Origin of the sequence: Bacillus mycoides (genome assembly GCF_001757995.1) — a bacterium.
Classification (GTDB): domain Bacteria; phylum Bacillota; class Bacilli; order Bacillales; family Bacillaceae_G; genus Bacillus_A; species Bacillus_A mycoides_B.
In genome coordinates this window covers 118,136-140,940 of record NZ_LXLV01000065.1, presented here as the reverse complement: position 1 = coordinate 140,940, position 22,805 = coordinate 118,136, and the positions used below count along the sequence as shown (strand labels likewise).

Genomic DNA, 22,805 nt, shown 5'->3' with positions numbered 1-22,805 from the left:
GTGAGAGATCCCTGTCTCTCATCTTTTTAGTATTTCATCCATATTTTTATATAGTATAAAGGAACATTTTTTTGTTACAATACATAACGATACATAATATTCGCCACGTATAAAAGTTAATGATATACTCTTGGTAGAATATACTTGAAGGAGGAAATAAAATGGCAATTGTAAATGCAAATGACCAAAGCTTCGCAGCTGAAACTAGCGAAGGTGTTGTATTATTAGATTTCTGGGCGCCTTGGTGCGGACCTTGTAAAATGATCGCTCCTGTATTAGAGGAAATCGATTCAGAGTTAGGCGAGAAAGTAAAAGTAGTAAAAGTGGACGTTGATGAAAACCAAGAAACTGCTCGTCAATTCGAAGTAATGAGCATTCCAGCTCTTTTCGTATTAAAAGACGGTAAAGTGGTTGATCAAGCGTTAGGTTACAAACCGAAAGAAGCATTAGTAGAATTAGTTTCTAAACACTTCTAAAATAAAGAAGCTGCCATTTGGTAGCTTTTTTTATTTTCTTTTTTACAACCTTTCCGTTACAATAAAAGAACGTATGTTGGGTGTTTTGGTATAGTATGTTTTTATGTGAAAATAAAAATGATAAGCATGTAGAAATGGAGGGAGACGAGTGCACGAGCATTTAAAAGAGAAGTTAGCAATTTTGCCCGATCAACCTGGTTGTTATTTAATGAAGGATAAGCAGGGAACGGTTATATATGTCGGAAAAGCAAAGGTACTCAAAAATCGTGTGCGCTCGTACTTTACTGGTTCACATGATGGGAAAACACTTCGGCTTGTTGGAGAAATTGTTGATTTTGAATATATTGTGACTTCCTCAAATTTGGAGGCTCTTATTTTAGAGTTAAATTTAATAAAAAAATATGATCCAAAATATAATATTCAATTAAAAGATGATAAAACATATCCTTTCATTAAAATTACAGCTGAAAAACAGCCGCGCTTACTCATTACGCGAAATGTAAAAAAGGATAAAGGAAAGTACTTTGGGCCTTATCCAAATGCGCAATCGGCACATGAAACAAAGAAATTATTAGATCGTATGTATCCACTTCGTAAATGTTCAAATATGCCAGATAAAGTTTGCTTGTATTATCATATGGGTCAATGTTTAGCACCCTGTGTGAAAGAAGTAACGGATGAGCAAAACAAAGAAATTGTTGATGAAATTATTAAATTCTTAAACGGTGGGCATAAAGAAATTCGTTCAGAATTAGAAACGAAGATGTATGAGGCTTCAGAGAAACTAGAATTTGAACGGGCGAAAGAGTTGCGAGATCAAATTGCTCATATTGATGCAATTATGGAAAAGCAAAAGATGATTATGAGTGATTTAGTGGATCGTGATGTGTTTGGATATGCAGTTGATAAAGGGTGGATGTGTGTTCAAGTTTTCTTCGTTCGAAAAGGAAAGCTAATTGAACGTGATGTTTCTATGTTCCCGATTTATGATGAACCAGAAGAGGGATTTTTAACTTTTATCGGTCAATTTTATGAAAACAGTAGTCATTTCAAGCCGAAGGAAATTGTTGTTCCAGGAAGTATAGATTCAGAATTAGTAGAGCGCTTTTTAGAAGTTGAAGCGACACAGCCGAAGCGTGGGAAGAAAAAAGATCTTGTGGAATTAGCAAATAAAAATGCAAAAATTGCACTAGAAGAGAAATTCCACTTAATTGAACGTGATGAAGAACGGACGATTAAAGCTGTTGATAATCTAGGGAAGCAACTAGGGATTGAAACACCATATCGTATTGAAGCGTTTGATAATTCAAATATTCAAGGAACAAATCCTGTTTCAGCAATGATTGCTTTTATCGATGGGAAACCAGCGAAGAAAGAATATCGGAAATATAAAATTAAAACGGTCCAAGGGCCAGATGATTACGAGTCTATGAGGGAAGTTGTGAGACGCCGTTATACGAGAGCATTAAAGGAAAATTCACCTTTGCCAGATTTAATAATTATCGATGGGGGAAAAGGACATCTCACGGCTACAAGTGATGTTCTTGAAAACGAGCTTGGATTATATATTCCAATGGCTGGGCTTGTAAAAGATGAAAAACATAAAACATCACATTTAATTATTGGGGATCCGCCTGAGCCTGTTATGCTTGCGAGGAATAGCCAAGAATTTTATTTATTGCAGCGCATTCAAGATGAAGTACATCGATTTGCAATTACATTCCATCGTCAATTACACGGAAAATCTGTTATTCAATCCGCATTGGATGAAATTCCGGGAATCGGTGATAAACGGAAAAAGGTATTGCTAAAACATTTTGGTTCATTAAAAAAGATGAAAGAAGCTTCTGTATCGGAATTTGTCGAAGCGGGTATGCCGAAAAATGTCGCGGAGACAATTTATACTTATTTAACAGATAAGAAGACGTTGTAGTTTACAACGTCTTCTGTTTTTTGGTATAATTTCTGAAGATTTAAAATAAACGTACCTGAATGAATATACAAAAAAGTCAACTAAACTTATATGTCTAGTTGACTGTAGGTAGATACTACACTTCAATGAGATCTTTAATATCCCATTTAACAAGAAATGTAATAGAGTCTGAACGTTTTTTCTGTTCTTCGTAGGACTCTGCAACGACGTTTCTTTGTTTTTGAATTTGCTCGGCGATAAATCCAGCTTCTAATTGATAAGATGAATGTCTTTTTTGTTTTTGACGCTCAGTAATAAGTGCACCTTTAAGTTGAAACTGCATTTCACGACGTTTATGTTCAATGATGCTTAAAGTGCCCCAACCAGCTTTTTCAAAAAACTGAATGACTTCTTCAATTGTTTCTAGCGGATATTTTCTAGCAAGGTTTCTACCGGCCCAGTATAAAATACCATCTAAATCGTTACCAATTAAATCAGGTAGCAATTCTTCACGTAGCAATTCATAAGCGAAGGCGTTCAATGAAACATCTTCTAAAGATGTTATATCGATTGTATTTTTGCTCACAATATTCCCCTCTTTCTATAGGGATTATTATATAACATTTTTCATTTATAAAAACAGATTTTTCTTTGGGGAAATCTGAATATATAAGAAAAAAAAAGAATTGGCAAATTATATGCAAATTATGTATACGTTTTCTTGACGCTTCGACAAAAATAGGGGTAAAATGAACTTGGAATCAAATTATGCTGAAATATTTCGAATAATTTTTTCAGTTTTTCTTATGCCAATAGTGAAAAAACATTATTGTTGTAAATTAATCTGAAAACAGCAGTCAAACATTCAAGGGGGTAATGGGGACATGAAAGGCCGCGAGTATACGTTTCGTAAGTGGCACTCATTAATGGGGGTCATCCCGGTTGGTGTCTTTTTGACGCAACATTTAATTGTAAACAACTTTGCAACAAGAGGAGCAGAGGCTTTTAACAAAGCTGCAGGCTTTATGGAGCTCCTTCCATTCCGGTATGCGCTAGAAATTTTCATCATCTTTTTACCTATACTGTACCATGCTATATATGGCTTATATATTGCATTTACAGCTAAGAACAATGCGGTATCTTACGGCTATTTCCGTAACTGGATGTTCGTCTTCCAACGAATTTCAGGTATCGTTACGCTGATCTTCATTTCTTGGCACGTCTGGGAAACTCGTATTCAAGCATTGTTAGGTAAAGAGGTAAACTATGATATGATGGCAGATATTTTAAACAACCCATTTATGTTTGGTTTCTATTTAGTTGGTGTTGTTTCAACAATTTTCCACTTTGCAAATGGACTATGGACATTCTGCATAAGCTGGGGAATTACAGTATCTCCACGTTCACAAAGAATCTCTACTTATGTAACATTAGCTATTTTCTTAGGTCTATCTTATGTAGGTGTGAGTGCATTATTAGCGTTCATCGATCCACAGCTAGCAAACCAGTAAGGAGTGGGAGAGCATGAAAGGGAAACTTATAGTAGTCGGCGGTGGCTTGGCCGGCTTAATGGCAACGATTAAAGCGGCAGAAGCAGGAGTAAATGTTGAACTATTTTCTTTAGTACCAGTAAAACGTTCACATTCTGTATGTGCCCAAGGTGGAATTAACGGTGCCGTAAATACAAAAGGTGAAGGGGATTCTCCATGGATCCACTTTGACGATACAATTTATGGTGGGGACTTCTTAGCGAACCAACCACCAGTTAAAGCGATGTGTGATGCAGCACCTGGTATTATTCATTTAATGGACCGCATGGGTGTTATGTTCAACCGTACGGAAGAAGGACTTCTTGATTTCCGTCGTTTCGGTGGAACACAACATCATCGTACAGCATTTGCTGGCGCAACAACTGGTCAACAATTACTATATGCATTAGATGAGCAAGTACGTCGTCATGAAGTAGCAGGACTTGTAACGAAATATGAAGGTTGGGATTTCTTACGAGCTGTTGTGGATGATGAAGGTGTGTGCCGAGGAATCGTCGCGCAAGACTTACAAACTATGGAGATAAAAAGTTTCCAAGCTGATGCCGTGATTATGGCAACAGGGGGCCCTGGTATCATCTTTGGAAAATCAACAAACTCTATTATTAATACAGGTACAGCAGCGTCTGCTGTATATCAACAAGGTGCATATTATGCGAATGGTGAGTTCATTCAAATCCATCCAACGGCAATTCCTGGAGACGATAAGTTACGTCTTATGAGTGAATCTGCACGTGGTGAAGGTGGACGTGTTTGGACGTATAAAGATGGTAAGCCATGGTATTTCTTAGAAGAAAAATATCCAGCTTACGGAAACCTTGTACCTCGTGATATTGCAACGCGTGAAATCTTTGATGTTTGCGTAGAGCAAAAACTAGGTATTAACGGTGAAAACATGGTGTACTTAGATCTTTCTCATAAAGATCCGAAAGAACTAGATATTAAACTTGGTGGAATTATTGAAATCTATGAGAAATTTACAGGTGATGATCCTCGTAAACTACCAATGAAAATCTTCCCAGCGGTTCACTATTCAATGGGCGGATTATGGGTTGATTATAAGCAAATGACAAGTATTCCAGGTTTATTTGCAGCAGGTGAGTGTGATTATTCTATGCACGGTGGTAACCGCCTTGGTGCAAACTCACTATTATCAGCAATTTACGGTGGTATGGTAGCAGGACCGAACGCGATTGAGTATATGAAAGGTCTTTCTAAATCATCTGATGCTGTTTCATCTACTGTATATGAGCAAAATGAATTAATCGAAACAGAGAAATTTAACAATATTTTAACGCTTGATGGTAATGAAAATGCATATGTTCTTCATAAAGAGCTTGGAGAATGGATGACAGATAACGTTACAGTAGTTCGTGAAAATAAAAAGTTAATAGAAACTGATGCGAAAATTGAAGAGTTAATGGCGCGTTACAAACGCATTAACATTAACGATACAGCGAGATGGAGTAACCAAGGTGCTTCATTTACACGCCAACTTGCAAATATGTTCGAGTTAGCACGTGTTATTACAATTGGCGCATATAACCGTAATGAAAGCCGCGGAGCACATTACAAACCAGAATTCCCAAATCGTGATGATGCAAACTTCTTAAAAACTACGATGGCGAAATTTGAGGGAGAAGGAAATGCACCAGCATTCCATTACGAAGAAGTGGATGTTTCATTAATTAAACCACGTAAACGTGACTATTCCTCAAAACATGATGTAGCTGCTAAGGGTGAAGAGAAGGGGGATAAGCAACATGTCTGAGAAAACAATCCGCCTCATTATTACGAGACAAGATGGACCAGATGCACAAGAGTTTGATCAAGAGTTTGAAATTCCATATCGTCCAAATATGAACATCATTTCGGCACTGATGGAAATTCGTCGTAATCCTGTTGATTCAAAAGGAAACCAGACGACTCCGATTGCATGGGATATGAACTGTTTAGAAGAAGTATGTGGTGCTTGTTCGATGGTGATTAACGGAAAACCACGTCAATCATGTACAGCTCTTATTGACCAGTTAGAACAACCCATCCGCTTAAAGCCGATGAAGACATTCCCGATTGTACGTGACTTACAAGTTGACCGTAGTCGTATGTTTAATGCGTTAAAACGTGTTAAAGCTTGGATTCCAATCGACGGTACGTACGACCTAGGACCAGGTCCAAGAATGCCAGAGAAAAAGCGTCAATGGGCATATGAACTTTCAAAATGTATGACATGTGGTGTTTGCTTAGAGTCATGTCCGAACGTAAACAGTAAATCTGATTTTATTGGACCAGCACCGCTTTCACAAGCGCGTTTATTCAACTCGCATCCAACTGGTGAAATGCATAAAGCAGATCGCTTGCGTGCAATTATGGGTGATGGAGGACTTGCAAACTGTGGTAACTCTCAAAACTGTGTGCAATCATGTCCGAAAGGTATTCCATTAACAACTTCAATCGCAGCATTAAACCGTGATACAACAATTCAATCGTTCAAAGATTTCTTTGGTAGCGACAATAACTATTAATAAATATTGCCTCTTCGTGTTGAAGAGGCAATATTTATAACTTTATATTTCTGTTTATTCTGTTTATTTTAAAGGCGAAAAGGAGAGGGAACGATGAAGAGAATTTCTTATATTGAAGACTTTGAGCAATGGGAAAGTGGTTTTTCATTTTATAATCCTGTCAAAGTTCGTTTTGGTGAAGTAGATATGTTTGGACATGTAAATAATGTCGTTGCTTTTACATATTTTGAAGAAGCTCGTATCGCATTGTTTAAAGAACTTGGATTTATGCAAGAATGGACACATGAATCATCAAAAACGATGATCGTTGTTGCAGATTTACAATGCAATTTTATTAAACAAATTTATTTTGATGAGCAGTTGAAAATATATGTAAAGGCAGGAGCGGTTGGGAACTCCTCTTTAGATTTACACTATATGGTCAAAAACGCAGAAGGAGAAGTTTGTTTAGTTGGACGCGGTATGATGGTCCAAGCATCGAAAAAAACTGGAAGAGGCGAACCGTGGCCTGAGGAATGGAAGAAATTATTACAATAATAGAATAAAAGAAAAATAAGAGAGCGATTCGCTCTCTTATTTTTTGTCCTTCGTTGCCTCTTCTAATGTTAGATGGTGCTTATATATGTATGCGGCATATGGATTGCCAACGTAGCGTAAGTGCCACGGTTCGTATGAATACTCTGTTGTCTCTGTTTTATCCTCTAAATAACGAATGACAAATCCGAACTCATGGGCATGTTCTGCAACCCATTTTCCTTCTGCTGTCTCTCCGAAGATTGGTTCTAATTGGAATTTAGCAGATTTTGAGCTAATATCCATTGCTAGACCAGTTTGATGCTCGCTTGTTCCAGGAATTGCACTTACCGAATCAGCCTCAGCTTTTCCTTGGCGTTTAATATATGTATTATGTAATGACTGTTGGCGTTTGTAAGAACGGTAACCTGAAACTGCTGTAAGTTCTAGACCTTCTTTTTTGGCTGCTTGGAACATTTTTTCAAGAGCGTCTGCAGCATCTTTGCGAAGCAATGTTTTCTCTTTATCTTTTGGACTAGTAAATGGTACGTTCGGTTTCGTTAAATCTTCTGGAATGTACCCATCTGGTAATTTACGATGTTTATTGACTAATACAAGAGCAGAATCTGGATTTGTTACAACGGAAAAATTATCATCTAGTTTCTTTGCATTATGATTAGCTTTTGGAAAAGCAGGAATCTCTTCTTTTGGATGGTTACTATGTTTTTGACTTTCGACAGCTTTCGCCTCATTTTGTAGTGGTGATTTAGAACCAAAGTAAGCGAAAGATGTGATACCGATTACAATAGAAGCGGCAGAAATAATTATTATTTTTTTCATGATGCCCTGTAATCACAGTCCTTTCTTAATGAAATATGTATCGTTTTTATTATAAGTCTAGTTTGTTGAAAAAGAAATATAAGAGTCGTAACGTAATAGAAATGCAAAGAAAATGTCAGAAAATGTGTGAAAATGTAGTATTTTTTCATATAATTCATTTCTTATCTTTCATGAAGTTCATTTTTTATGTAATATATGTATATAAAAAGATGTAGCGATTATTGGGAATAAAGGACTTCTTGTATAGACTAGGAGTGAATGGGAATGGATTTTGCAACAATTATTGGAATCATTTTAGGAGTATTAGCGGTAGTCGTAGGGATGGTCGTCAAGGGCGCTGACATAACAGCCTTACTAAATCCTGCGGCAGCACTAATTATTTTCGTCGGTACATTTGCTGCAGTGTGTATTGCATTTCCGATGAATCAACTAAAAAGAGTTCCAAAATTATTTAAAGTTCTTTTTGGTTCAAATAAAAAAGATTTAAGTTATGAACAATCGCTAGAATTATTTGTTCATTGGACATCTGAGAGTAGAAAATACGGTATTTTGTCTTTAGAGCAACAATTAGATAAAATTGAAGATGAATTTCTTTTGCGTGGTATGAAATTTGTTATTGATGGTGTATCTGCAGAGGATTTAGAACAAATTTTAGAAGCCGAATTAGAAGCGATTGAAGAGAGACATGCAAAAGGGGCTGCTATTTTTTCGCAAGCTGGTACATATGCACCTACATTAGGGGTTTTAGGTGCTGTTATTGGTCTTGTAGCTGCACTTGGAAATTTAACTGATATTGAAAAGCTAGGGCATGCTATTTCAGGTGCGTTTATTGCAACGATTTTCGGTATTTTTTCAGGTTACGTATTATGGCATCCATTTGCAAATAAATTGAAGCAAAAGTCTGCTGCTGAATTAGAGAAGAAACGTTTAATTATTGATTGTTTATTAATGTTACAAGAAGGTACATATCCGTTTATTATGAAAAACCGCATTTTAGGTGCGCTTTCTGCAACTGAGCGTAAAAAGCTAGAAAAAGGAGCAGAAAAAAATGCGGAGTAAGAAAAATAGAAGAGGCAAAAAGAAAAAACATGATGAGCATATCGATGAAACTTGGTTAATTCCGTATTCTGATATGTTAACGTTGTTATTTGCATTGTTCATCGTATTATTCGCAATGAGTAGTATAGATGCTGCGAAGTTTAAACAGATGGCAGTTGCTTTTCGAAGTGAGTTAGCCGGTGGAACAGGAAATAAAGAATTTTTAAGTGATCAGAAACCGAATGAAGAGAAAGAGTTGTCAGCAAATAGTTTAGAATCTGAGAAGATTAAAAAGGATGCTGAAGCTGAAGTGAAACAGCAAGAAATGAATGAATTAAAAGCGGTACAAAAAGGTATCGATAAGTATATTGAGGAAAAGCAATTATCTTCTTCTTTTAAAACGGATTTAACTGAAAAGGGTTTAATGGTAACAATATTAGAAAATGTACTATTTGATTCAGGGAAAGCAGATGTGAAGTTGGAATCGTTAGGGATTGCAAAAGAGATGTCTAACCTACTTGTTTCCGCATCACCTCGTGAAATTACAGTGTCGGGTCATACAGATACGGTTCCTATCGCAAATGCTCAGTTTGCATCAAACTGGGAGTTAAGTACACAGCGTGCAGTTAATTTTATGCAGGTGTTACTCCAAAATAAAGAATTGCAACCAGAAAAATTTAGTGCAGTTGGTTACGGAGAATACCGTTCAATTGCTCCAAATGATACACAAGAAGGAAAAGCAAAAAATAGACGTGTTGAAGTGTTTATCTTGCCTTTAACAAGAAATATGCAATAAAAGAGGATGGCGAAAGCCATCCTCTTTTATTTTGCATCAAATGATTTTAAATTGTCACGACGGATTTTGTCTTTTTCTGCATCTGATTTTTTGAAATTATAGTCATATAGAGCACCTTCCCAATCACCGTACATTGGATTAGGGAAAATGATGAATTTCTCACCAAATTGTGCTTTTGATTCTGCTACTGTTTCATTGCGATCTTTTACAGATTTCCCATCAAAACCAGTGAAATCAGATAAGTTGTCACCGAAGAATAGGACGATGTCATGTGTTTGAGAAACAAGTTCACGACGCTTTTCTTTCCCTTTTTCTTTCGGGTCCTGTAGTAATATATGTTCTTTCGTTGCTTGAGGAGCCCCTACGCGCTCAAGGTTTTTAATTGTTGCATCTAGTTGATTCGTTTTACGATTTGAGATGTAGTAAATATCTACACCTTTAGACTCTGCATATTTTAAGAAATCAATAGCGCCTGGAAGAGCGTCAGCTTCAGCCTTATTAATCCAATCGTCCCATTTATAAGGATAGCCTTTTCCTGTTTTTACACTCATTGCTTGATGAGGACTGTTATCTAAAACAGTTTCATCTAAATCAAGTACGATAGCAGGTTTTTTGCCTGTCCCTTTTGCAAGAGCTGCATCAAGCTTTAATTGACCAATATTGTATCCTTGGTAATAAAGTGCTTTCGTTTCGCCAGCTGTTTGATACCATAAATCAGCCATCAATTGCTGGTCTGTTAATTTTACTTTTTCTTCTTTCGCCACTGTTTTCTCAGCTGTTCCTGAACATGCTACAAGCGATGTGGAAAGAACGGCTACAGATAATAAAGTGGTAATACCCCTCTTCATCTTCATATGTATCCTCCTCGATGTTAGAAAATCATCTTATATTATATATTAAAATATAAAAATTTTTTTATGAACATTTGCATATTGTCTTTTGTATATATAGTAGTATGTCCTATATTAGAAAGATGGGAAAAATAACAAAAAGTGATTTGACGTATTTTATTGTCAAAGTGACAATTATAATTGACAAACGCATCTTTATTATTTACAATTTTAACTAAATAAAACAAATGGTGGATGGGGGATCATGATACGTATAAAAGATTGAAATATAGTACTATATTTTATTTCGAACAATCATAGTCTTTAATAGAGAGTACGAATGATACTAAAGGGGAGGCTTTATACTTTGAGTTTACAAATTCAAAACTTAACGAAACGATTTGGGGAATCAAAGGCAGTTAATGGTTTGCAAATCTCTTTACCAAAAGGGGAAGTGCTAGGGTTACTTGGCCGAAATGGTGCAGGGAAAACAACGACAATTAAAATGTTACTAGGTTTATTAACGCCAAATGAAGGTTCTATTACGTGGGATGGAAAATCATTTGGTGATAGCGGGGTAACAATTGGATATTTACCAGAAGAAAGAGGACTATATACAAAAAGTAGAGTAATAGATCAGTTGCGATATTTTGGTAGATTAGAAGGAATGACGAAAAAAGAAGTGGATCTTGCAATTGATCGCTGGTTAGAGCGCTTAGCAATTCCAGAATATAAATTTAAAACGGCTGGAGAACTTTCAAAAGGGAATCAGCAAAAAATTCAATTAATAGCTGCTCTTCTTCACGATCCAGAACTCCTTATTTTGGATGAACCATTTAGCGGACTTGATCCAGTTAATGCTGGAATGCTAGCTAGTATTATTGGAGAACAAGTACAGAGCGGAAAGACAATTATTTTATCAAGTCACCGTATGGAGCAAGTAGAGGCGTTTTGCCAACATGTATGTATTTTGAAAAAAGGCGAAGCAGTTGTAGAAGGACAGTTAAGTGATATTAAGAAAGAATACGGTTTTCGTAATTTAACGATTGAAGATATAGCAGAGAATGAAAAGGGATTAGAAGCTATACATGTCCCGTATGAAAAACAACAAGGCCTTCTTTATGTAAAAGTACAAGATGATGCAGAAGCTCTAAAGATTTTGCAACAATTGCAAGAACAAGGTATTAGCTTACGACAATTTAAAATGCTAGAGCCAACGTTGAACGAAATCTTTGTAGAGAGGGCGAAATAAAGATGCGTAAATTTTATCATGTATTTTCATTTTATTTTAGGGAAGCGTTTTTATCTAAAAAATCATTAATTACGAGTGCGATTTTATTTTTGGTTGTGTTTGGGATTTTTGCATTTAATCATTTTACTTCAGGCGATGATAAAAATAAGGATAAAGATAAAATTGCAGTTGTAGTAGAGAGTTCCACATACAAAGTACAAAAAGAAGAGCTAAATAAGTTATTGCCATCAGCAAAAATAACGGTCGGTTCAAAGGGTGATTTTGATAAACTGCATAAGCAAGTAGAAGAGGGCGATTTAGACGGTCTATTCCATGTGACGGAAAAGGATGGGGCTCCAGCAGTTACATATATGTATAATGGATTTCCAAGCCAAGCAACTTCTGCGATTATGGCGGGTTATTTAAAACAACAATATACGATGGTGACGATTGCAAAAAATAATGTTTCACCAGAAATTGCGCAGCAATTACAGGCAGAAATTCAAGTGAAGCAAGAAGCGATAAAAGATCGCACATCTTCTTTCGGAATTGCATATTTCTTTACATTTGCTTTGTATATGTTTATTGTAGCTTTCGGAAATACAATCGCAATGAATATTGCATCTGAAAAGGCGTCGCGTGTAATGGAAGTAATGCTTCCGAAAGTAAAGCCTCTTACGATGATGTATGCGAAAATTTTGGCGGTTGTTTCAACGGCGTTATTACAACTTGTAATATTGGCATGTGGCTATCTTATTCCTTATTTGTTAGGTTGGGTCGATTTAGAAAGTGCCTCATTATTTGGTGTTCCAATTGACTTTACAAAATTAGATGCAAAGGTTATAAGTATGTTTCTTGTTTATTTCATTACGGGGTATTTACTTTATGCAATGATGTACGCTGCGGCTGGAGCTGTTGTTTCTAAGACAGAGGATTTACAAGCTGTATCTTTCCCAGTAATGATTTTGATCATGGCTGCATTCTTCATTAGTATTAAATCATTAAGTGATCCAAATAGCACTATTGTTGTTGTAAGTTCGTATGTTCCGTTTTTTACACCGATGGTTACCTTCTCGCGGATTGTAGCTGGTGAAGCAGGTATGTTAGAGATTACGATAACATTAGTAGTTTTATTGGCGACGATTGGTATATTAAATGCTATTACAAGCCGTATCTATGTAAATGGTGTAATGAATTACTCTGATAAAGTGAAGTTTAAAGATTTGGCGAAATTTATAAAGCGTCAATAATGGGAGAAAAGTATGATTTTCTAATGGAATCATGCTTTTTCTTTATGTATAAATTAAAAATAGTATATAATAACAAGAGTCGTCTTTTAATAGAATGAATAAAAAGGAGGGTGTGCAGATGGGAATTAGTAGTCGTTTTACAGTAGGTGTTCATATGTTAACGTTACTTGCAATAGATCGAAACTCTCGCTGTACCTCTGAATGGATTGCTGGTAGTGTGAATACAAATCCAGTTGTGATTCGTCGCATTACAGGAATGTTGAAGAGAGCGGGACTTGTTGATGTACAAGCTGGTAAAGGTGGTACGACACTTGCTCGTGATTTAGATGAAATTACATTACTTGATGTATATAAAGCTGTGGAAGTTGTAGAAGAAGGACATCTATTTTCTTTCCATGAAAATCCCAACATTGAATGTCCAGTAGGAGCTAATATTCAATCGGTATTAGAGATTGTTTTAATACAATCGCAAGAAGCGATGGAAAACGTACTTGCAAATGTAACGGTGCAGCAGTTAGTTACAAATTTAAAGTCGAAAATTAAAGAATAAAAAAGCGAGCTTCCTCATAATGAGGGCTCGCTTTTTTATATTCGGAAATATTGAAAATTCTATTTTTCAGTATTTAAAATAAACTTTCCTACAACAGCTGCTACGATACCACCAAGAATTGGGGCAACGATGAACACCCATAGTTGAGAAAGAGCTTCTCCGCCAGCAAATAAAGCTGGTGCGATACTACGAGCAGGGTTAACAGATGTTCCAGTTAACGGAATACCTAATAAGTGAACTAAAACTAATGTGAAACCAATTACTAATCCAGCTAAAGAAGAACTTCCTTTTTTACCTGTTACAGCAACGATAACTAAAACAAATACGAAAGTTAAAATAAATTCAACTAAAAATGCTCCAGATAAACCAAGAGTTCCAAAACCATTTTGTCCTAAATTATCTAAAGGTGTTTTAGCAGAGCGTAAAATTGTTACTAACGTTGCAGTTCCTAATAAACCACCTAAAATTTGAGCTAATACATAATAACAAAGTTCCATAGCGTTCATTCTTTTGTTGATGAACATAGCTACTGATACCGCTGGGTTAATATGACATCCAGAAATTGTTCCAATGCTATATGCCATAGCCACGATAGATAATCCGAAAGCCATAGCGATACCTAAAGTTCCGATTCCTTCAATTCCGCCGCCAATGACAGCTACTCCAGTTCCGAATAATACAAGTACAAATGTACCAATAAATTCAGCGATTGCTTTTTTTAACATAATTTACCTCCTATTAATGCACATGAAACGTATTATAACATAGGTTTTAGTATAAACAGCTAATAAAATACTATTCTGATAAGGCGAAATAGGGGGACAATAAAAATAGATATGGTTCTATGAAGAAGAACCATATCTATTTTTATGCTGATTTTTTTTGTTTAATGACTGGAACAGAACGGTTTAAAACACTATTTACAACCATTCCTAGCATGATAATCATCATCCCAATCAGTGACAGACCACTAGGGAATGAGCCATTTAAGAAAATAATCTCACCAAGCACGGTAAAGACCATCGTTCCAGCTTGTGTTGCTTCAACAGCTCCAAGTAAAGCAAGATTGTCTTTTGCTAAGTCAGTAGCAAAGAAGAATGTCATCGTCGCAATGACTCCGGAACATAATGCTAATAAAAATCCTTGCAACATTTGACTTGATGATGGAATACCAGTAGTGGAAAATCCGTATATACCAAGTAAAAGCGTTATAGGAAGACTTCCAATTGCCATTCCTAATACACGTTGGAATGTATCGAGGCGCCCATCAACAAGTTCCATCATTTTTCGGTTACCGAACGGATATAAGAAAGCCGCTAATACGACAGGTAAAAATCCCGAGATGAACTGAGTCATTGTAATATGACCTGCTGCAGTCGCTTGCATACAAATTACACCAAGTAAAATAAATAATGCTACATATAAACTGCGAAGTGGAATTTTTCCACGTACAAGTTTTGTACCTGATTTCGTTTCTATTTTAACGAAAAATAATGGTGATAGTAGTAAACCTGCTAATATCGTAACTTGCCAAGTTCCAGCAACGAGCCAAGCTGGAGAGAAGACAGCGGCGAAACTTAATAAAGAATAGAAACCAATACCTGCAACGGAACCCCATCCGATCCATGCTAATGGATGTTTCTTTAACTCTTCCCATAAAGCTCCTAAGTTTTTGCGAAATAAAACGATAAGGAATAAAATAGGGAGAGCAAATAAAAAACGGAAGGAAGCAGTCCAAGCCCAGCTTGTTCCAGATACATTCATTGCTCTGTTAATAATAAAGGTTGCAGAAAAAAAGGCCGAGGATAAAAGACCTAATAATATTGCGCGCATGAAGTATAACACTCCTTTTGGAATTAAATTATTATGTATAGTATAATATACTTTAATATAATAAAAGTAAACTATTTTATACTTTAAGGTGGTTTTTATATATGAAAGAAAATGAAGATATGCAAACGAAAGAAGTCATTCAGCAAGTAGGTCAGCTATTAAGACAAATTCGAAATGAACAAAAATTAAGTTTAGAAGAATTAGCACAAAAAACAGGTGTTAGTAAATTAACGTTAGGAAAGATTGAAAGAGGCGAAACGAATCCAACATTAGCTGTCATTTGGAAAATTACGAAAGGGTTATCAATTCCTTTATCGAGGTTAATGGTTGTTGGAGAGCCCGTAGCTGTTGCGCGCTGCGGAGAAGGATTTGCGGTAGATGTAGGACAAGCGTGGCGCTTAGAAACAATGTTCCGTTACACGAAAGAAACGGGGATGGAAATGCACCGAGCTTGTTTAAGAGCGAATAGTATATATGAACCTGAAGCTCATCATGAAGGAGCAATTGAGCTTGTAACAGTAATGAAAGGGAAAGTATCTATTCAAGTGGAGAACGATGTGTACGTGCTAAATGAGTTTGATTCGATTCAATTTGAAGCGAATAAGAAACATAGTTATAAAAATGAAGAGGATGAAGTGGCGGTATTACATTTAACGATGAAATATTCTTCATGAAAAAATCACCTATAGAAAAGAATTCTATAGGTGATTTTTCAATTTGTATGTTCTGCTTAAGTATAGTGAAAAGAGTATTGCTAATCAGGATAATATTAGTAAGAACGTGGCATGAGTAATAAACAAATGAGATAAACTAAAAAACCCGTTCCAAAACATAGAATAGCAATGACCCAAATAATACGGATGAGAGTAGAGCTAATATCAAAATATTCTCCTAAACCACCGCATATACCAAATAACATTTTATCAGTTTCGGATTTACATAATTTCTTCGACATATAATGACCCTCTCCTTTTCATATCACCGCTGTTATGTATGAGTGATACAGTATTCTTTTATTCTATATGGAAATTTATGAGAAGACTATTAGGTTATATTACATTTTTTTGTGAAAGGGCAATATAGCAAATTAATTGTCTTAATTTTCAGTTGATATTAAAATGAAAATGAGGGTGTGACGTTGACGTATTTTCTAATATAAGGTGGGGAAATGGTAATGACATTGTATTGGTTGACTAATGTAAAGCTTGAAACAGGTTATACATATGAAGAAGCGAAAATTTCACAAACGGAAACAGAGGTATGTAGTCTTCTAATTGAGGATGGCATAATTAAAAAAATTAGATCAGGGATCATTCAAGAGGAAGGAATGTTAATTTTTGATGCCAATCGTTTATTAGTTTTACCAGCTTTCGAAGAGATGCATATTCATATTGATAAAACGTATTATAGTGGTCCTTGGAAAGCTTGTATGCCAGCAGAAAATATTTTTACACGTTTCAGTGAAGAAGAAACGATTTTGCCAAAGCAATTAGCAACTGCTCAACGTAGAGCGGAGAACATGTTAGAGTTACTGCTCCGAAACGGCGCAACGAATATTAGAACGCATTGTAATGTTGATCCGATTATTGGACTTAGTAATTTGGAGGCAACGTTAGCGGCTTTAGAAACATATAAAGATCGGCTGTCTGGTAGAATAGTCGCATTTCCGCAACATGGATTATTGCGCAGTAATTCTGTACAACTTGTGAAAGATGCGATGCGTATGGGAGCACAATTAGTTGGCGGAGTAGACCCAGCTACAGTAGATAATGACATCGAAAAATCATTACATACGATTATGGATATTGCGGTAGAATTTAATGCGGATGTTGATATTCATTTGCATGATGCGAATAACCTTGGAACGTTTACGATGAAGAGATTGGCAAGCCTAACAGAGGAAGCAGGATGGCAAGGGCGTGTAACAATTAGTCATGCGCTTGGGCTTGGGGGCGTTACTGATAAAGAAGCTGAAGAAGTGGCAGAAAGACTATCAGCCTTGAAGATTGATATCACTTCAACCGTTCCAATTGGTAAGCAGGTAATCCCAATTCCATTATTAGATAAAAAAGGTGTTAAAGTTTCATTAGGAAATGATAGTATTACAGATCATTGGTCACCGTTCGGAACAGGTGATATGCTACAAAAAGCAAATCGATTGGCGGAACGATTTGGTTGGAGTGATGAAAGATCTTTAGGGAAAGCTCTTCGCTTTATTACAGGAGGGAAAGAGACGTTAAATAATGAAGGGAAGCGAGTATGGCCAAATGTAGGAGATGAGGCGAGTTTTGTTTTGACGGACGCGACATGCGCCGCTGAGGCAGTAGCTCGTCAAACAGAGAAGCGTGTAGTTATGTATAAAGGGAATATTGTTATAGGGAATTTAGAGCAAGTGAAATCAGATAATCTTGTATAGAAGAATCGTTTAAGTGTTTTGAGAAGGGTTCTAATTGTAAAAATAGAACTCTTCTTTGCTGTTTAGTAGAAATAGGTTAACGTTATACTTCCTTATAGGGAAGCTAGAAGGGATGAAAAGTTTGGACAATCAACATAATCAAAATCATATTATGGGAACTTTGCAATGGTTTATTTTTTTATTAGCAAACTCAATCGCACTACCAATTGTCGTTGGCGGATTATTTCATCTTACGACGGAAGAAGTGTTTTATTTAATGCAGCGTACGTTTTTCGTAGTTGGTATATCTTCTTTTTTACAAGGATGGCTTGGACATAAGCTTCCGATTGCGGATGGACCAGCTGGATCTTGGGTTGGTGTATTTACCGTGCTTGCTTATGCAACTGTAGGGCAGGATCAATTACATAGTACGTTGCAAATTTTAGAGTTAGGAATGATGGTTGCGGGAGTTGTTTTAATAGGACTAGGAGTAACGGGGTTTATCGGGCGTATTTTATTTTTATTTACGCCGCTCGTGACAGGGACGTTCTTACTTCTATTATGCTTGCAATTAAGTGGTGTGTTTTTAAAAGGGATGTTAGGAATTACAGCTACTGTTTCTCAAATTGATGGATTTACAGCGTTGATCGCTTTTTGCATATTTTTGTTCGTGGTCATACTCTCCAATTTCGGAAAAGGTTTTGTTAAAAGTTATGCGGTTTTAATAGGATTGATTAGCGGTTGGATTATTTTTCTCATTGCAGGAAAAGTGACGATTCCATCTCAAGTAACTCATTTTGTACAATTTCCACATATATTTGCTTGGGGACTTCCAAAATGGAATACAGGTATGGTGGTATCAAGTTTCGTTATGGTATGTATTTTAGTTTCAAATACAGTGGCAGCCATTATAGCGATTAATCAAGCTACGATTCATAAAGCAACTATTGAACAAAAACAGTTGAGAAATGGTACGTGGATCGGAGGGATTTCGCATATGCTTTCCTCCGTATTTTCAACTGTAGGTGTCGTTCCATTACCAGCAACGGCAGGTTTCATACGTTTAACAAATCAAAAGTACATGCGTTCATTCTTATTTGCATGTGTACTATTAGTCGTTATGTCATTATTTCCAAGTATTATCCGCTACTTAGCCTCTCTGCCATCCGCGGTCGCATCTGCGGTTTTAATGGCTTCGTTCGTGCAGCTCATTGGAATTGGATTTCATAATATAAAACAAGTGCCACTTAGCGAACGGAATGTAACGATCTTAGGAGTTGCGGTGTTATTTGGCTGCGGCGTTATGTTTTTACCGTCTGTAGCACTCCAATCTTTGCCTTCTGTTATGCAATATATATTTGGTAATGGTTTGTTTGTAGGTACTGTTGTAAGTATATTGCTAGAACAAATATGGCGTACTGCAAAATAAGTGGATAAAACGAGTGTACGCACTGTATAAAAGTCTAAAATAACATAAGAAATAAAGCCCATTTTCATTCACCACCTGCACATTTCGTTCATACAATATCTTGACTAAATAAACACCCAACTTACACATATACAGCTCTGGCTTAAGCAAGGAGGGTTATACCAGTTGAAGGAAAAAGCGTATCAATCTAAACCTTTACTCACAAAGAGAGAAAGAGAAGTGTTTGAATTACTCGTTCAAGATAAAACGACGAAGGAAATTGCAGGTGAACTTTTTATAAGTGAAAAAACAGTACGTAATCACATATCTAACGCAATGCAAAAGCTAGGGGTTAAAGGACGTTCACAAGCAGTTGTTGAGCTTCTTCGCATGGGAGAGCTCGAACTATAAGAAAGCAGCCGACTTTTATACAAAGAGTCGGCTATTTTTCTGTTTGTTTCATGCTCCATATGAATGATAAGAATGTTTCATATATAAATAGGTAAGTCTATAAAGAACGCGATAAGTAAAATATAGAAATAAAACTCCCGCTATTAATAAAGGTAGCGGGAGTTTTATTTTGAATGGGCACTTTATATAGAAGAAACTGACTTTCATATAGAAGGTCGGTTATTTTTCTGTCTTGCAAATTATGAAAAAAAGGAGCAAAATAAAAAAAGGTCCTGGTCTATACAGGTACAAATGAAAAATTTTATACAGGGGCATTTTAAGTTAGCGAACTTAAAGTGTGTAAAATATAATGATAAAATAAGATGATGAATGAGAAAACGGGTGATTAAGTTGAATAGAGCGATCGGTGTTATTGATTCAGGAGTGGGCGGTTTAACAGTAGCGAAGGAATTAATTCGTCAGTTGCCGAAAGAGCGTATTATATATTTAGGAGATACAGCACGTTGCCCTTATGGCCCGCGTTCTCGTGAAGAAGTGCGTCAATTTACGTGGGAAATGACAGAGCATTTATTAGATTTAAATATCAAAATGTTAGTTATTGCGTGTAATACAGCAACTGCGGTTGTGTTGGAAGAAATGCAGAAACAGTTGCCAATTCCAGTAGTTGGAGTTATTCATCCAGGGTCACGTACAGCTTTAAAAGTGACAAATACGTATCATGTTGGGATTATTGGAACGATTGGAACAGTAAAAAGTGGTGCCTATGAAGAGGCGCTAAAGTCTATTAATAACCGTGTTATGGTAGAAAGCTTAGCGTGTCCACCTTTCGTTGAGCTTGTAGAGAGCGGAAATTTTGAAAGTGAAATGGCGTATGAAGTTGTAAGAGAAACATTGCAACCGTTGAAAAGTACTGATATTGATACGCTTATTTTAGGGTGTACACATTATCCGATTTTAGGTCCTGTTATAAAAAAGGTAATGGGAGATCAAGTGCAATTAATTAGTTCGGGTGATGAAACAGCTCGTGAGGTAAGTACGATTTTATACCATAGTAAGATGTTAAATGAGGGAGAAGAACAAAGTGACCACCTCTTCTTAACAACTGGTAAAATAGGCTTATTTAAAGAAATTGCATCAAAATGGTTCGGTCAGCCGATTGAAAACGTGAAGCATATTAATTTAGAAACAGAATAATAGTAGATTCATATAAGAGAACCCCTGAGAAATCAGGGGTTTTTTCTGTATAAGTAGCCATAGCTTGTTCTAAAACATGAAACAGCTCGTATACATAATAGTACAAACTTAGATTTTAGGGGGGAATGGCATGCCTAAATCCACTTTTAAATGGGTTGTTGGTGCTACTGTGAGTGTGATTTTATTATCAGGGTGTGGCTTATTAAATCAAGAGAAAGCGACAGAACAAATTGATCCACCGAAAAAAGTTACGTATACAGAAGGTGAAAAGAAAGAAACAGCTAAAAAAGATAAACAAGGACAAACAGTAAATAGAGAGTTATACCTCGTTGATAAAAATGGATATGTCGTACCGCAAACTATTGCAATGCCTACTCCGAAAGCGAATGAAGTTGTACAGCAAACGTTAGAGTATCTTGTGAAAGATGGACCAGTCACAAATTTATTGCCGAATGGATTTCGAGCAGTCCTTCCAGCGAATACGACGATGACCTTGAATTTGAAAAAAGGCGGGACAGCAGTAATTGATTTCTCTAAAGAAATGAAAAATTATTCAAAAGAAGAAGAGCGTCAAATTGTTGAATCAGTAGCGTGGACTTTGACTCAATTCACAGAAATAAAACAAGTGCAGTTCCAAATAAATGGTGAAAAGTTAGCGAAGATGCCTGTTGCGGGTACACCGATTGGTGAAGGTGTAAGTCGTGCGAATGGAATTAACTTTGATGATGAACAAGTAGCAGATGTAACGCATACAAAACCGGTTACACTTTACTTTATGGCGCAAAATAATAATAAGCAGCAATATTACGTACCGGTAACACGGCGCGTTGCAGAAGGAACAGAAAATGATTACGCGACAATTGTGGATGAGCTTGTAAAGGGTCCGATTCAAGGATCGCTACTAAATGATTTTAATCCAGGAGCTAAGCTTATTACGAATCCGAAAGTGCAGGACGGAAATATTACATTAAACTTTAATGAAAATATATTTGTGAACCCAGACAAAAATATGATTTCAAATTATGTGTTGAAATCGTTAGTCTTATCTTTAACGGAAAAACAAGGTGTGAAAAATGTTTCTATTGAAGTGAATGGGAAAGCAAATCTTATGGATGAGAAAGGTGAAAAGTTAACAAAACCTGTTGATCGTCCACAAAACGTGAATACAGGTAGTTTTTAATCGCGAATAATTTGATATACTTATGTAAGAAAGGGGAATTGCTTTTTGAGTTCCCCTTCTTTTATTGTTATACATATCGTACATTTAAATTTGGCTATACTAATAAGAGTAGTTATGAGGGGGTTATTTTTATGCGAGTAGATGGTAGAGGAAAAGCAGAGCTACGCCATATACATATTCATACAAATTATTTAAAACATCCAGAGGGATCGGTACTAATTGAAGTTGGGGATACAAAGGTAATTTGTTCAGCGACAATTGAAGAGCGTGTACCGCCGTTTATGCGCGGAGAAGGAAAAGGATGGGTAACAGCAGAATACTCAATGATTCCACGTGCGACAGAGCAACGTACAATAAGGGAATCAAGTAAAGGGAAAGTAACAGGGCGCACAATGGAAATCCAGCGTTTAATTGGACGAGCATTACGTGCGGTTGTTGATTTAGAAGCGCTTGGCGAAAGAACGGTTTGGATTGACTGTGATGTAATTCAAGCGGATGGCGGAACGAGAACAGCTTCAATTACAGGTGCTTATGTAGCGATGGTATTAGCTTTTGAAAAATTATTGCAAGCAGACAAAGTATCTAAAATTCCGGTGAAAGATTATTTAGCAGCAACGTCAGTAGGCATTGTTGAAGAACAAGGTGTCGTTTTAGATTTAAATTATGCTGAGGATTCTAAAGCAGACGTTGATATGAACGTTATTATGACTGGAAAAGGTCAGTTTGTTGAAGTACAAGGAACTGGAGAAGAAGCGACGTTTAGCAGAGCTGAATTAAATGAACTACTTGATGCTGCTGAACAAGGGATTTTCCAACTTGTTGAAAAGCAAAAAGAAGCGTTAGGTGACATCGTATCTCATATAGAGTAGAGGTGGA

24 protein-coding genes are annotated in these 22,805 nt (G+C 36.3%); 18 read left to right on the top strand and 6 right to left on the bottom strand.

The window, feature by feature from the left end; all coding sequences use genetic code 11:
- The first annotated feature begins 161 nt into the window (after window positions 1-161).
- Together trxA and uvrC are read left to right on the top strand one after the other, a co-directional pair.
- Window positions 162-476, top strand: a complete 315-nt coding sequence (trxA, locus tag BWGOE10_RS22550; RefSeq protein ID WP_070145031.1) for a thioredoxin — start codon at window positions 162-164, stop codon at window positions 474-476.
- Window positions 477-624: 148 nt separating this feature from the next.
- Complete coding sequence (gene uvrC, locus BWGOE10_RS22545) at window positions 625-2,409, top strand: excinuclease ABC subunit C (protein WP_070145030.1); 1,785 nt, start codon at window positions 625-627, stop codon at window positions 2,407-2,409.
- Between the two features lie 115 nt (window positions 2,410-2,524).
- Here the strand turns inward: uvrC and BWGOE10_RS22540 are convergent, their stop codons facing one another.
- The gene (locus BWGOE10_RS22540; protein WP_070145029.1) at window positions 2,525-2,974 is read right to left on the bottom strand and encodes a YslB family protein; all 450 of its coding nucleotides are present in this window, start codon (window positions 2,972-2,974) and stop codon (window positions 2,525-2,527) included.
- Between the two features lie 298 nt (window positions 2,975-3,272).
- On the opposite strand from BWGOE10_RS22540, the gene sdhC reads away from it, so the two are divergent.
- From sdhC to BWGOE10_RS22520, 4 genes are all read left to right on the top strand, one after another.
- The gene (gene sdhC, locus BWGOE10_RS22535; RefSeq protein ID WP_002015407.1) at window positions 3,273-3,899 is read left to right on the top strand and encodes a succinate dehydrogenase cytochrome B558; all 627 of its coding nucleotides are present in this window, start codon (window positions 3,273-3,275) and stop codon (window positions 3,897-3,899) included.
- 13 nt (window positions 3,900-3,912) lie between these two features.
- Window positions 3,913-5,706, top strand: coding sequence for a succinate dehydrogenase flavoprotein subunit (sdhA, locus tag BWGOE10_RS22530; RefSeq protein WP_070145028.1), 1,794 nt, complete (start codon window positions 3,913-3,915; stop codon window positions 5,704-5,706).
- Window positions 5,699-6,460 carry a succinate dehydrogenase iron-sulfur subunit gene (gene sdhB, locus BWGOE10_RS22525; protein WP_002088861.1) on the top strand — a complete coding sequence of 254 codons (762 nt, stop codon included), beginning with the start codon at window positions 5,699-5,701 and terminating at the stop codon, window positions 6,458-6,460. Before sdhA ends, sdhB begins: the two co-directional genes overlap by 8 nt.
- A gap of 93 nt (window positions 6,461-6,553) precedes the next feature.
- Window positions 6,554-6,997 carry an acyl-CoA thioesterase gene (locus BWGOE10_RS22520; protein ID WP_070145027.1) on the top strand — a complete coding sequence of 148 codons (444 nt, stop codon included), beginning with the start codon at window positions 6,554-6,556 and terminating at the stop codon, window positions 6,995-6,997.
- Window positions 6,998-7,033: 36 nt separating this feature from the next.
- Here the strand turns inward: BWGOE10_RS22520 and BWGOE10_RS22515 are convergent, their stop codons facing one another.
- Entirely contained in the window at window positions 7,034-7,813 is a 780-nt protein-coding gene (locus BWGOE10_RS22515) for a D-alanyl-D-alanine carboxypeptidase family protein (RefSeq protein WP_070145026.1), read from the bottom strand.
- A 264-nt stretch (window positions 7,814-8,077) separates the two neighbouring features.
- Here BWGOE10_RS22515 and motA point away from each other — a divergent pair, with 264 nt between their 5' ends.
- The gene (motA, locus tag BWGOE10_RS22510) at window positions 8,078-8,872 is read left to right on the top strand and encodes a flagellar motor stator protein MotA (RefSeq protein ID WP_070145025.1); all 795 of its coding nucleotides are present in this window, start codon (window positions 8,078-8,080) and stop codon (window positions 8,870-8,872) included.
- Window positions 8,862-9,647, top strand: coding sequence for a flagellar motor protein MotB (motB, locus tag BWGOE10_RS22505; protein ID WP_070145024.1), 786 nt, complete (start codon window positions 8,862-8,864; stop codon window positions 9,645-9,647). Before motA ends, motB begins: the two co-directional genes overlap by 11 nt.
- A 26-nt stretch (window positions 9,648-9,673) precedes the next feature.
- On the opposite strand, the gene BWGOE10_RS22500 is transcribed toward motB, so the two are convergent.
- Window positions 9,674-10,501, bottom strand: a complete 828-nt coding sequence (locus BWGOE10_RS22500; RefSeq protein WP_070145023.1) for a 5'-nucleotidase, lipoprotein e(P4) family — start codon at window positions 10,499-10,501, stop codon at window positions 9,674-9,676.
- Window positions 10,502-10,844: 343 nt separating this feature from the next.
- Between BWGOE10_RS22500 and BWGOE10_RS22495 the strand changes: the two genes are divergently transcribed.
- From BWGOE10_RS22495 to BWGOE10_RS22485, 3 genes are all read left to right on the top strand, one after another.
- Window positions 10,845-11,729: an ABC transporter ATP-binding protein gene (locus tag BWGOE10_RS22495; protein ID WP_070145022.1), complete on the top strand. Its 885-nt coding sequence runs from the start codon at window positions 10,845-10,847 to the stop codon at window positions 11,727-11,729.
- 2 nt (window positions 11,730-11,731) lie between these two features.
- Window positions 11,732-12,958 (top strand): ABC transporter permease, encoded by a 1,227-nt coding sequence (locus tag BWGOE10_RS22490; RefSeq protein ID WP_070145021.1) that lies wholly within the window; start codon window positions 11,732-11,734, stop codon window positions 12,956-12,958.
- A 118-nt stretch (window positions 12,959-13,076) separates the two neighbouring features.
- Complete coding sequence (locus tag BWGOE10_RS22485) at window positions 13,077-13,508, top strand: Rrf2 family transcriptional regulator (RefSeq protein WP_002112095.1); 432 nt, start codon at window positions 13,077-13,079, stop codon at window positions 13,506-13,508.
- A 59-nt stretch (window positions 13,509-13,567) separates the two neighbouring features.
- Here BWGOE10_RS22485 and BWGOE10_RS22480 read toward each other — a convergent pair whose 3' ends face one another.
- Window positions 13,568-14,233, bottom strand: a complete 666-nt coding sequence (locus BWGOE10_RS22480) for an MIP/aquaporin family protein (protein WP_070145020.1) — start codon at window positions 14,231-14,233, stop codon at window positions 13,568-13,570.
- A gap of 142 nt (window positions 14,234-14,375) precedes the next feature.
- Window positions 14,376-15,341, bottom strand: coding sequence for a multidrug resistance efflux transporter family protein (locus tag BWGOE10_RS22475; protein WP_070145019.1), 966 nt, complete (start codon window positions 15,339-15,341; stop codon window positions 14,376-14,378).
- Window positions 15,342-15,442: 101 nt separating this feature from the next.
- Here BWGOE10_RS22475 and BWGOE10_RS22470 point away from each other — a divergent pair, with 101 nt between their 5' ends.
- The gene (locus tag BWGOE10_RS22470; RefSeq protein ID WP_070145018.1) at window positions 15,443-16,015 is read left to right on the top strand and encodes a helix-turn-helix domain-containing protein; all 573 of its coding nucleotides are present in this window, start codon (window positions 15,443-15,445) and stop codon (window positions 16,013-16,015) included.
- A 95-nt stretch (window positions 16,016-16,110) separates the two neighbouring features.
- Here the strand turns inward: BWGOE10_RS22470 and BWGOE10_RS22465 are convergent, their stop codons facing one another.
- Window positions 16,111-16,296 (bottom strand): PspC domain-containing protein, encoded by a 186-nt coding sequence (locus BWGOE10_RS22465; protein ID WP_002160323.1) that lies wholly within the window; start codon window positions 16,294-16,296, stop codon window positions 16,111-16,113.
- 219 nt (window positions 16,297-16,515) lie between these two features.
- On the opposite strand from BWGOE10_RS22465, the gene BWGOE10_RS22460 reads away from it, so the two are divergent.
- The 6 genes from BWGOE10_RS22460 (at window position 16,516) to rph (ending at window position 22,798) form a co-directional block, all read left to right on the top strand.
- Entirely contained in the window at window positions 16,516-17,757 is a 1,242-nt protein-coding gene (locus tag BWGOE10_RS22460) for an amidohydrolase family protein (protein WP_070145017.1), read from the top strand.
- 112 nt (window positions 17,758-17,869) lie between these two features.
- Window positions 17,870-19,165 carry a purine/pyrimidine permease gene (locus BWGOE10_RS22455; protein WP_070145016.1) on the top strand — a complete coding sequence of 432 codons (1,296 nt, stop codon included), beginning with the start codon at window positions 17,870-17,872 and terminating at the stop codon, window positions 19,163-19,165.
- A 165-nt stretch (window positions 19,166-19,330) separates the two neighbouring features.
- On the top strand, window positions 19,331-19,555 hold the full coding sequence (gene gerE / locus BWGOE10_RS22450) for a spore germination transcription factor GerE (RefSeq protein ID WP_000659484.1): 225 nt from the start codon (window positions 19,331-19,333) through the stop codon (window positions 19,553-19,555).
- Between the two features lie 381 nt (window positions 19,556-19,936).
- Window positions 19,937-20,749 (top strand): glutamate racemase, encoded by an 813-nt coding sequence (gene racE / locus BWGOE10_RS22445; RefSeq protein ID WP_002015338.1) that lies wholly within the window; start codon window positions 19,937-19,939, stop codon window positions 20,747-20,749.
- Between the two features lie 130 nt (window positions 20,750-20,879).
- A complete protein-coding gene (locus tag BWGOE10_RS22440; RefSeq protein ID WP_070145015.1) occupies window positions 20,880-21,929 on the top strand; it encodes a GerMN domain-containing protein in 1,050 nt (349 codons plus the stop codon).
- Between the two features lie 131 nt (window positions 21,930-22,060).
- Entirely contained in the window at window positions 22,061-22,798 is a 738-nt protein-coding gene (gene rph, locus BWGOE10_RS22435) for a ribonuclease PH (protein WP_002145515.1), read from the top strand.
- The last annotated feature ends 7 nt before the right edge of the window (window positions 22,799-22,805 follow it).

Bases quoted from the DNA above. Each gene is read 5' to 3' on its own strand.
- motB (WP_070145024.1), top strand. From the start codon at position 8,862: ATGCGGAGTAAGAAAAATAGAAGAGGCAAAAAGAAAAAACATGATGAG.
- BWGOE10_RS22465 (WP_002160323.1), bottom strand. From the start codon at position 16,296: ATGTCGAAGAAATTATGTAAATCCGAAACTGATAAAATGTTATTTGGT.
- sdhB (WP_002088861.1), top strand. From the start codon at position 5,699: ATGTCTGAGAAAACAATCCGCCTCATTATTACGAGACAAGATGGACCA.
- rph (WP_002145515.1), top strand. From the start codon at position 22,061: ATGCGAGTAGATGGTAGAGGAAAAGCAGAGCTACGCCATATACATATT.
- BWGOE10_RS22440 (WP_070145015.1), top strand. From the start codon at position 20,880: ATGCCTAAATCCACTTTTAAATGGGTTGTTGGTGCTACTGTGAGTGTG.
- BWGOE10_RS22475 (WP_070145019.1), bottom strand. From the start codon at position 15,341: ATGCGCGCAATATTATTAGGTCTTTTATCCTCGGCCTTTTTTTCTGCA.
- sdhC (WP_002015407.1), top strand. From the start codon at position 3,273: ATGAAAGGCCGCGAGTATACGTTTCGTAAGTGGCACTCATTAATGGGG.
- trxA (WP_070145031.1), top strand. From the start codon at position 162: ATGGCAATTGTAAATGCAAATGACCAAAGCTTCGCAGCTGAAACTAGC.
- BWGOE10_RS22500 (WP_070145023.1), bottom strand. From the start codon at position 10,501: ATGAAGATGAAGAGGGGTATTACCACTTTATTATCTGTAGCCGTTCTT.
- motA (WP_070145025.1), top strand. From the start codon at position 8,078: ATGGATTTTGCAACAATTATTGGAATCATTTTAGGAGTATTAGCGGTA.
- BWGOE10_RS22490 (WP_070145021.1), top strand. From the start codon at position 11,732: ATGCGTAAATTTTATCATGTATTTTCATTTTATTTTAGGGAAGCGTTT.
- BWGOE10_RS22455 (WP_070145016.1), top strand. From the start codon at position 17,870: ATGAAAAGTTTGGACAATCAACATAATCAAAATCATATTATGGGAACT.
- BWGOE10_RS22515 (WP_070145026.1), bottom strand. From the start codon at position 7,813: ATGAAAAAAATAATAATTATTTCTGCCGCTTCTATTGTAATCGGTATC.
- BWGOE10_RS22460 (WP_070145017.1), top strand. From the start codon at position 16,516: ATGACATTGTATTGGTTGACTAATGTAAAGCTTGAAACAGGTTATACA.
- sdhA (WP_070145028.1), top strand. From the start codon at position 3,913: ATGAAAGGGAAACTTATAGTAGTCGGCGGTGGCTTGGCCGGCTTAATG.
- BWGOE10_RS22520 (WP_070145027.1), top strand. From the start codon at position 6,554: ATGAAGAGAATTTCTTATATTGAAGACTTTGAGCAATGGGAAAGTGGT.
- BWGOE10_RS22485 (WP_002112095.1), top strand. From the start codon at position 13,077: ATGGGAATTAGTAGTCGTTTTACAGTAGGTGTTCATATGTTAACGTTA.
- BWGOE10_RS22470 (WP_070145018.1), top strand. From the start codon at position 15,443: ATGAAAGAAAATGAAGATATGCAAACGAAAGAAGTCATTCAGCAAGTA.
- BWGOE10_RS22480 (WP_070145020.1), bottom strand. From the start codon at position 14,233: ATGTTAAAAAAAGCAATCGCTGAATTTATTGGTACATTTGTACTTGTA.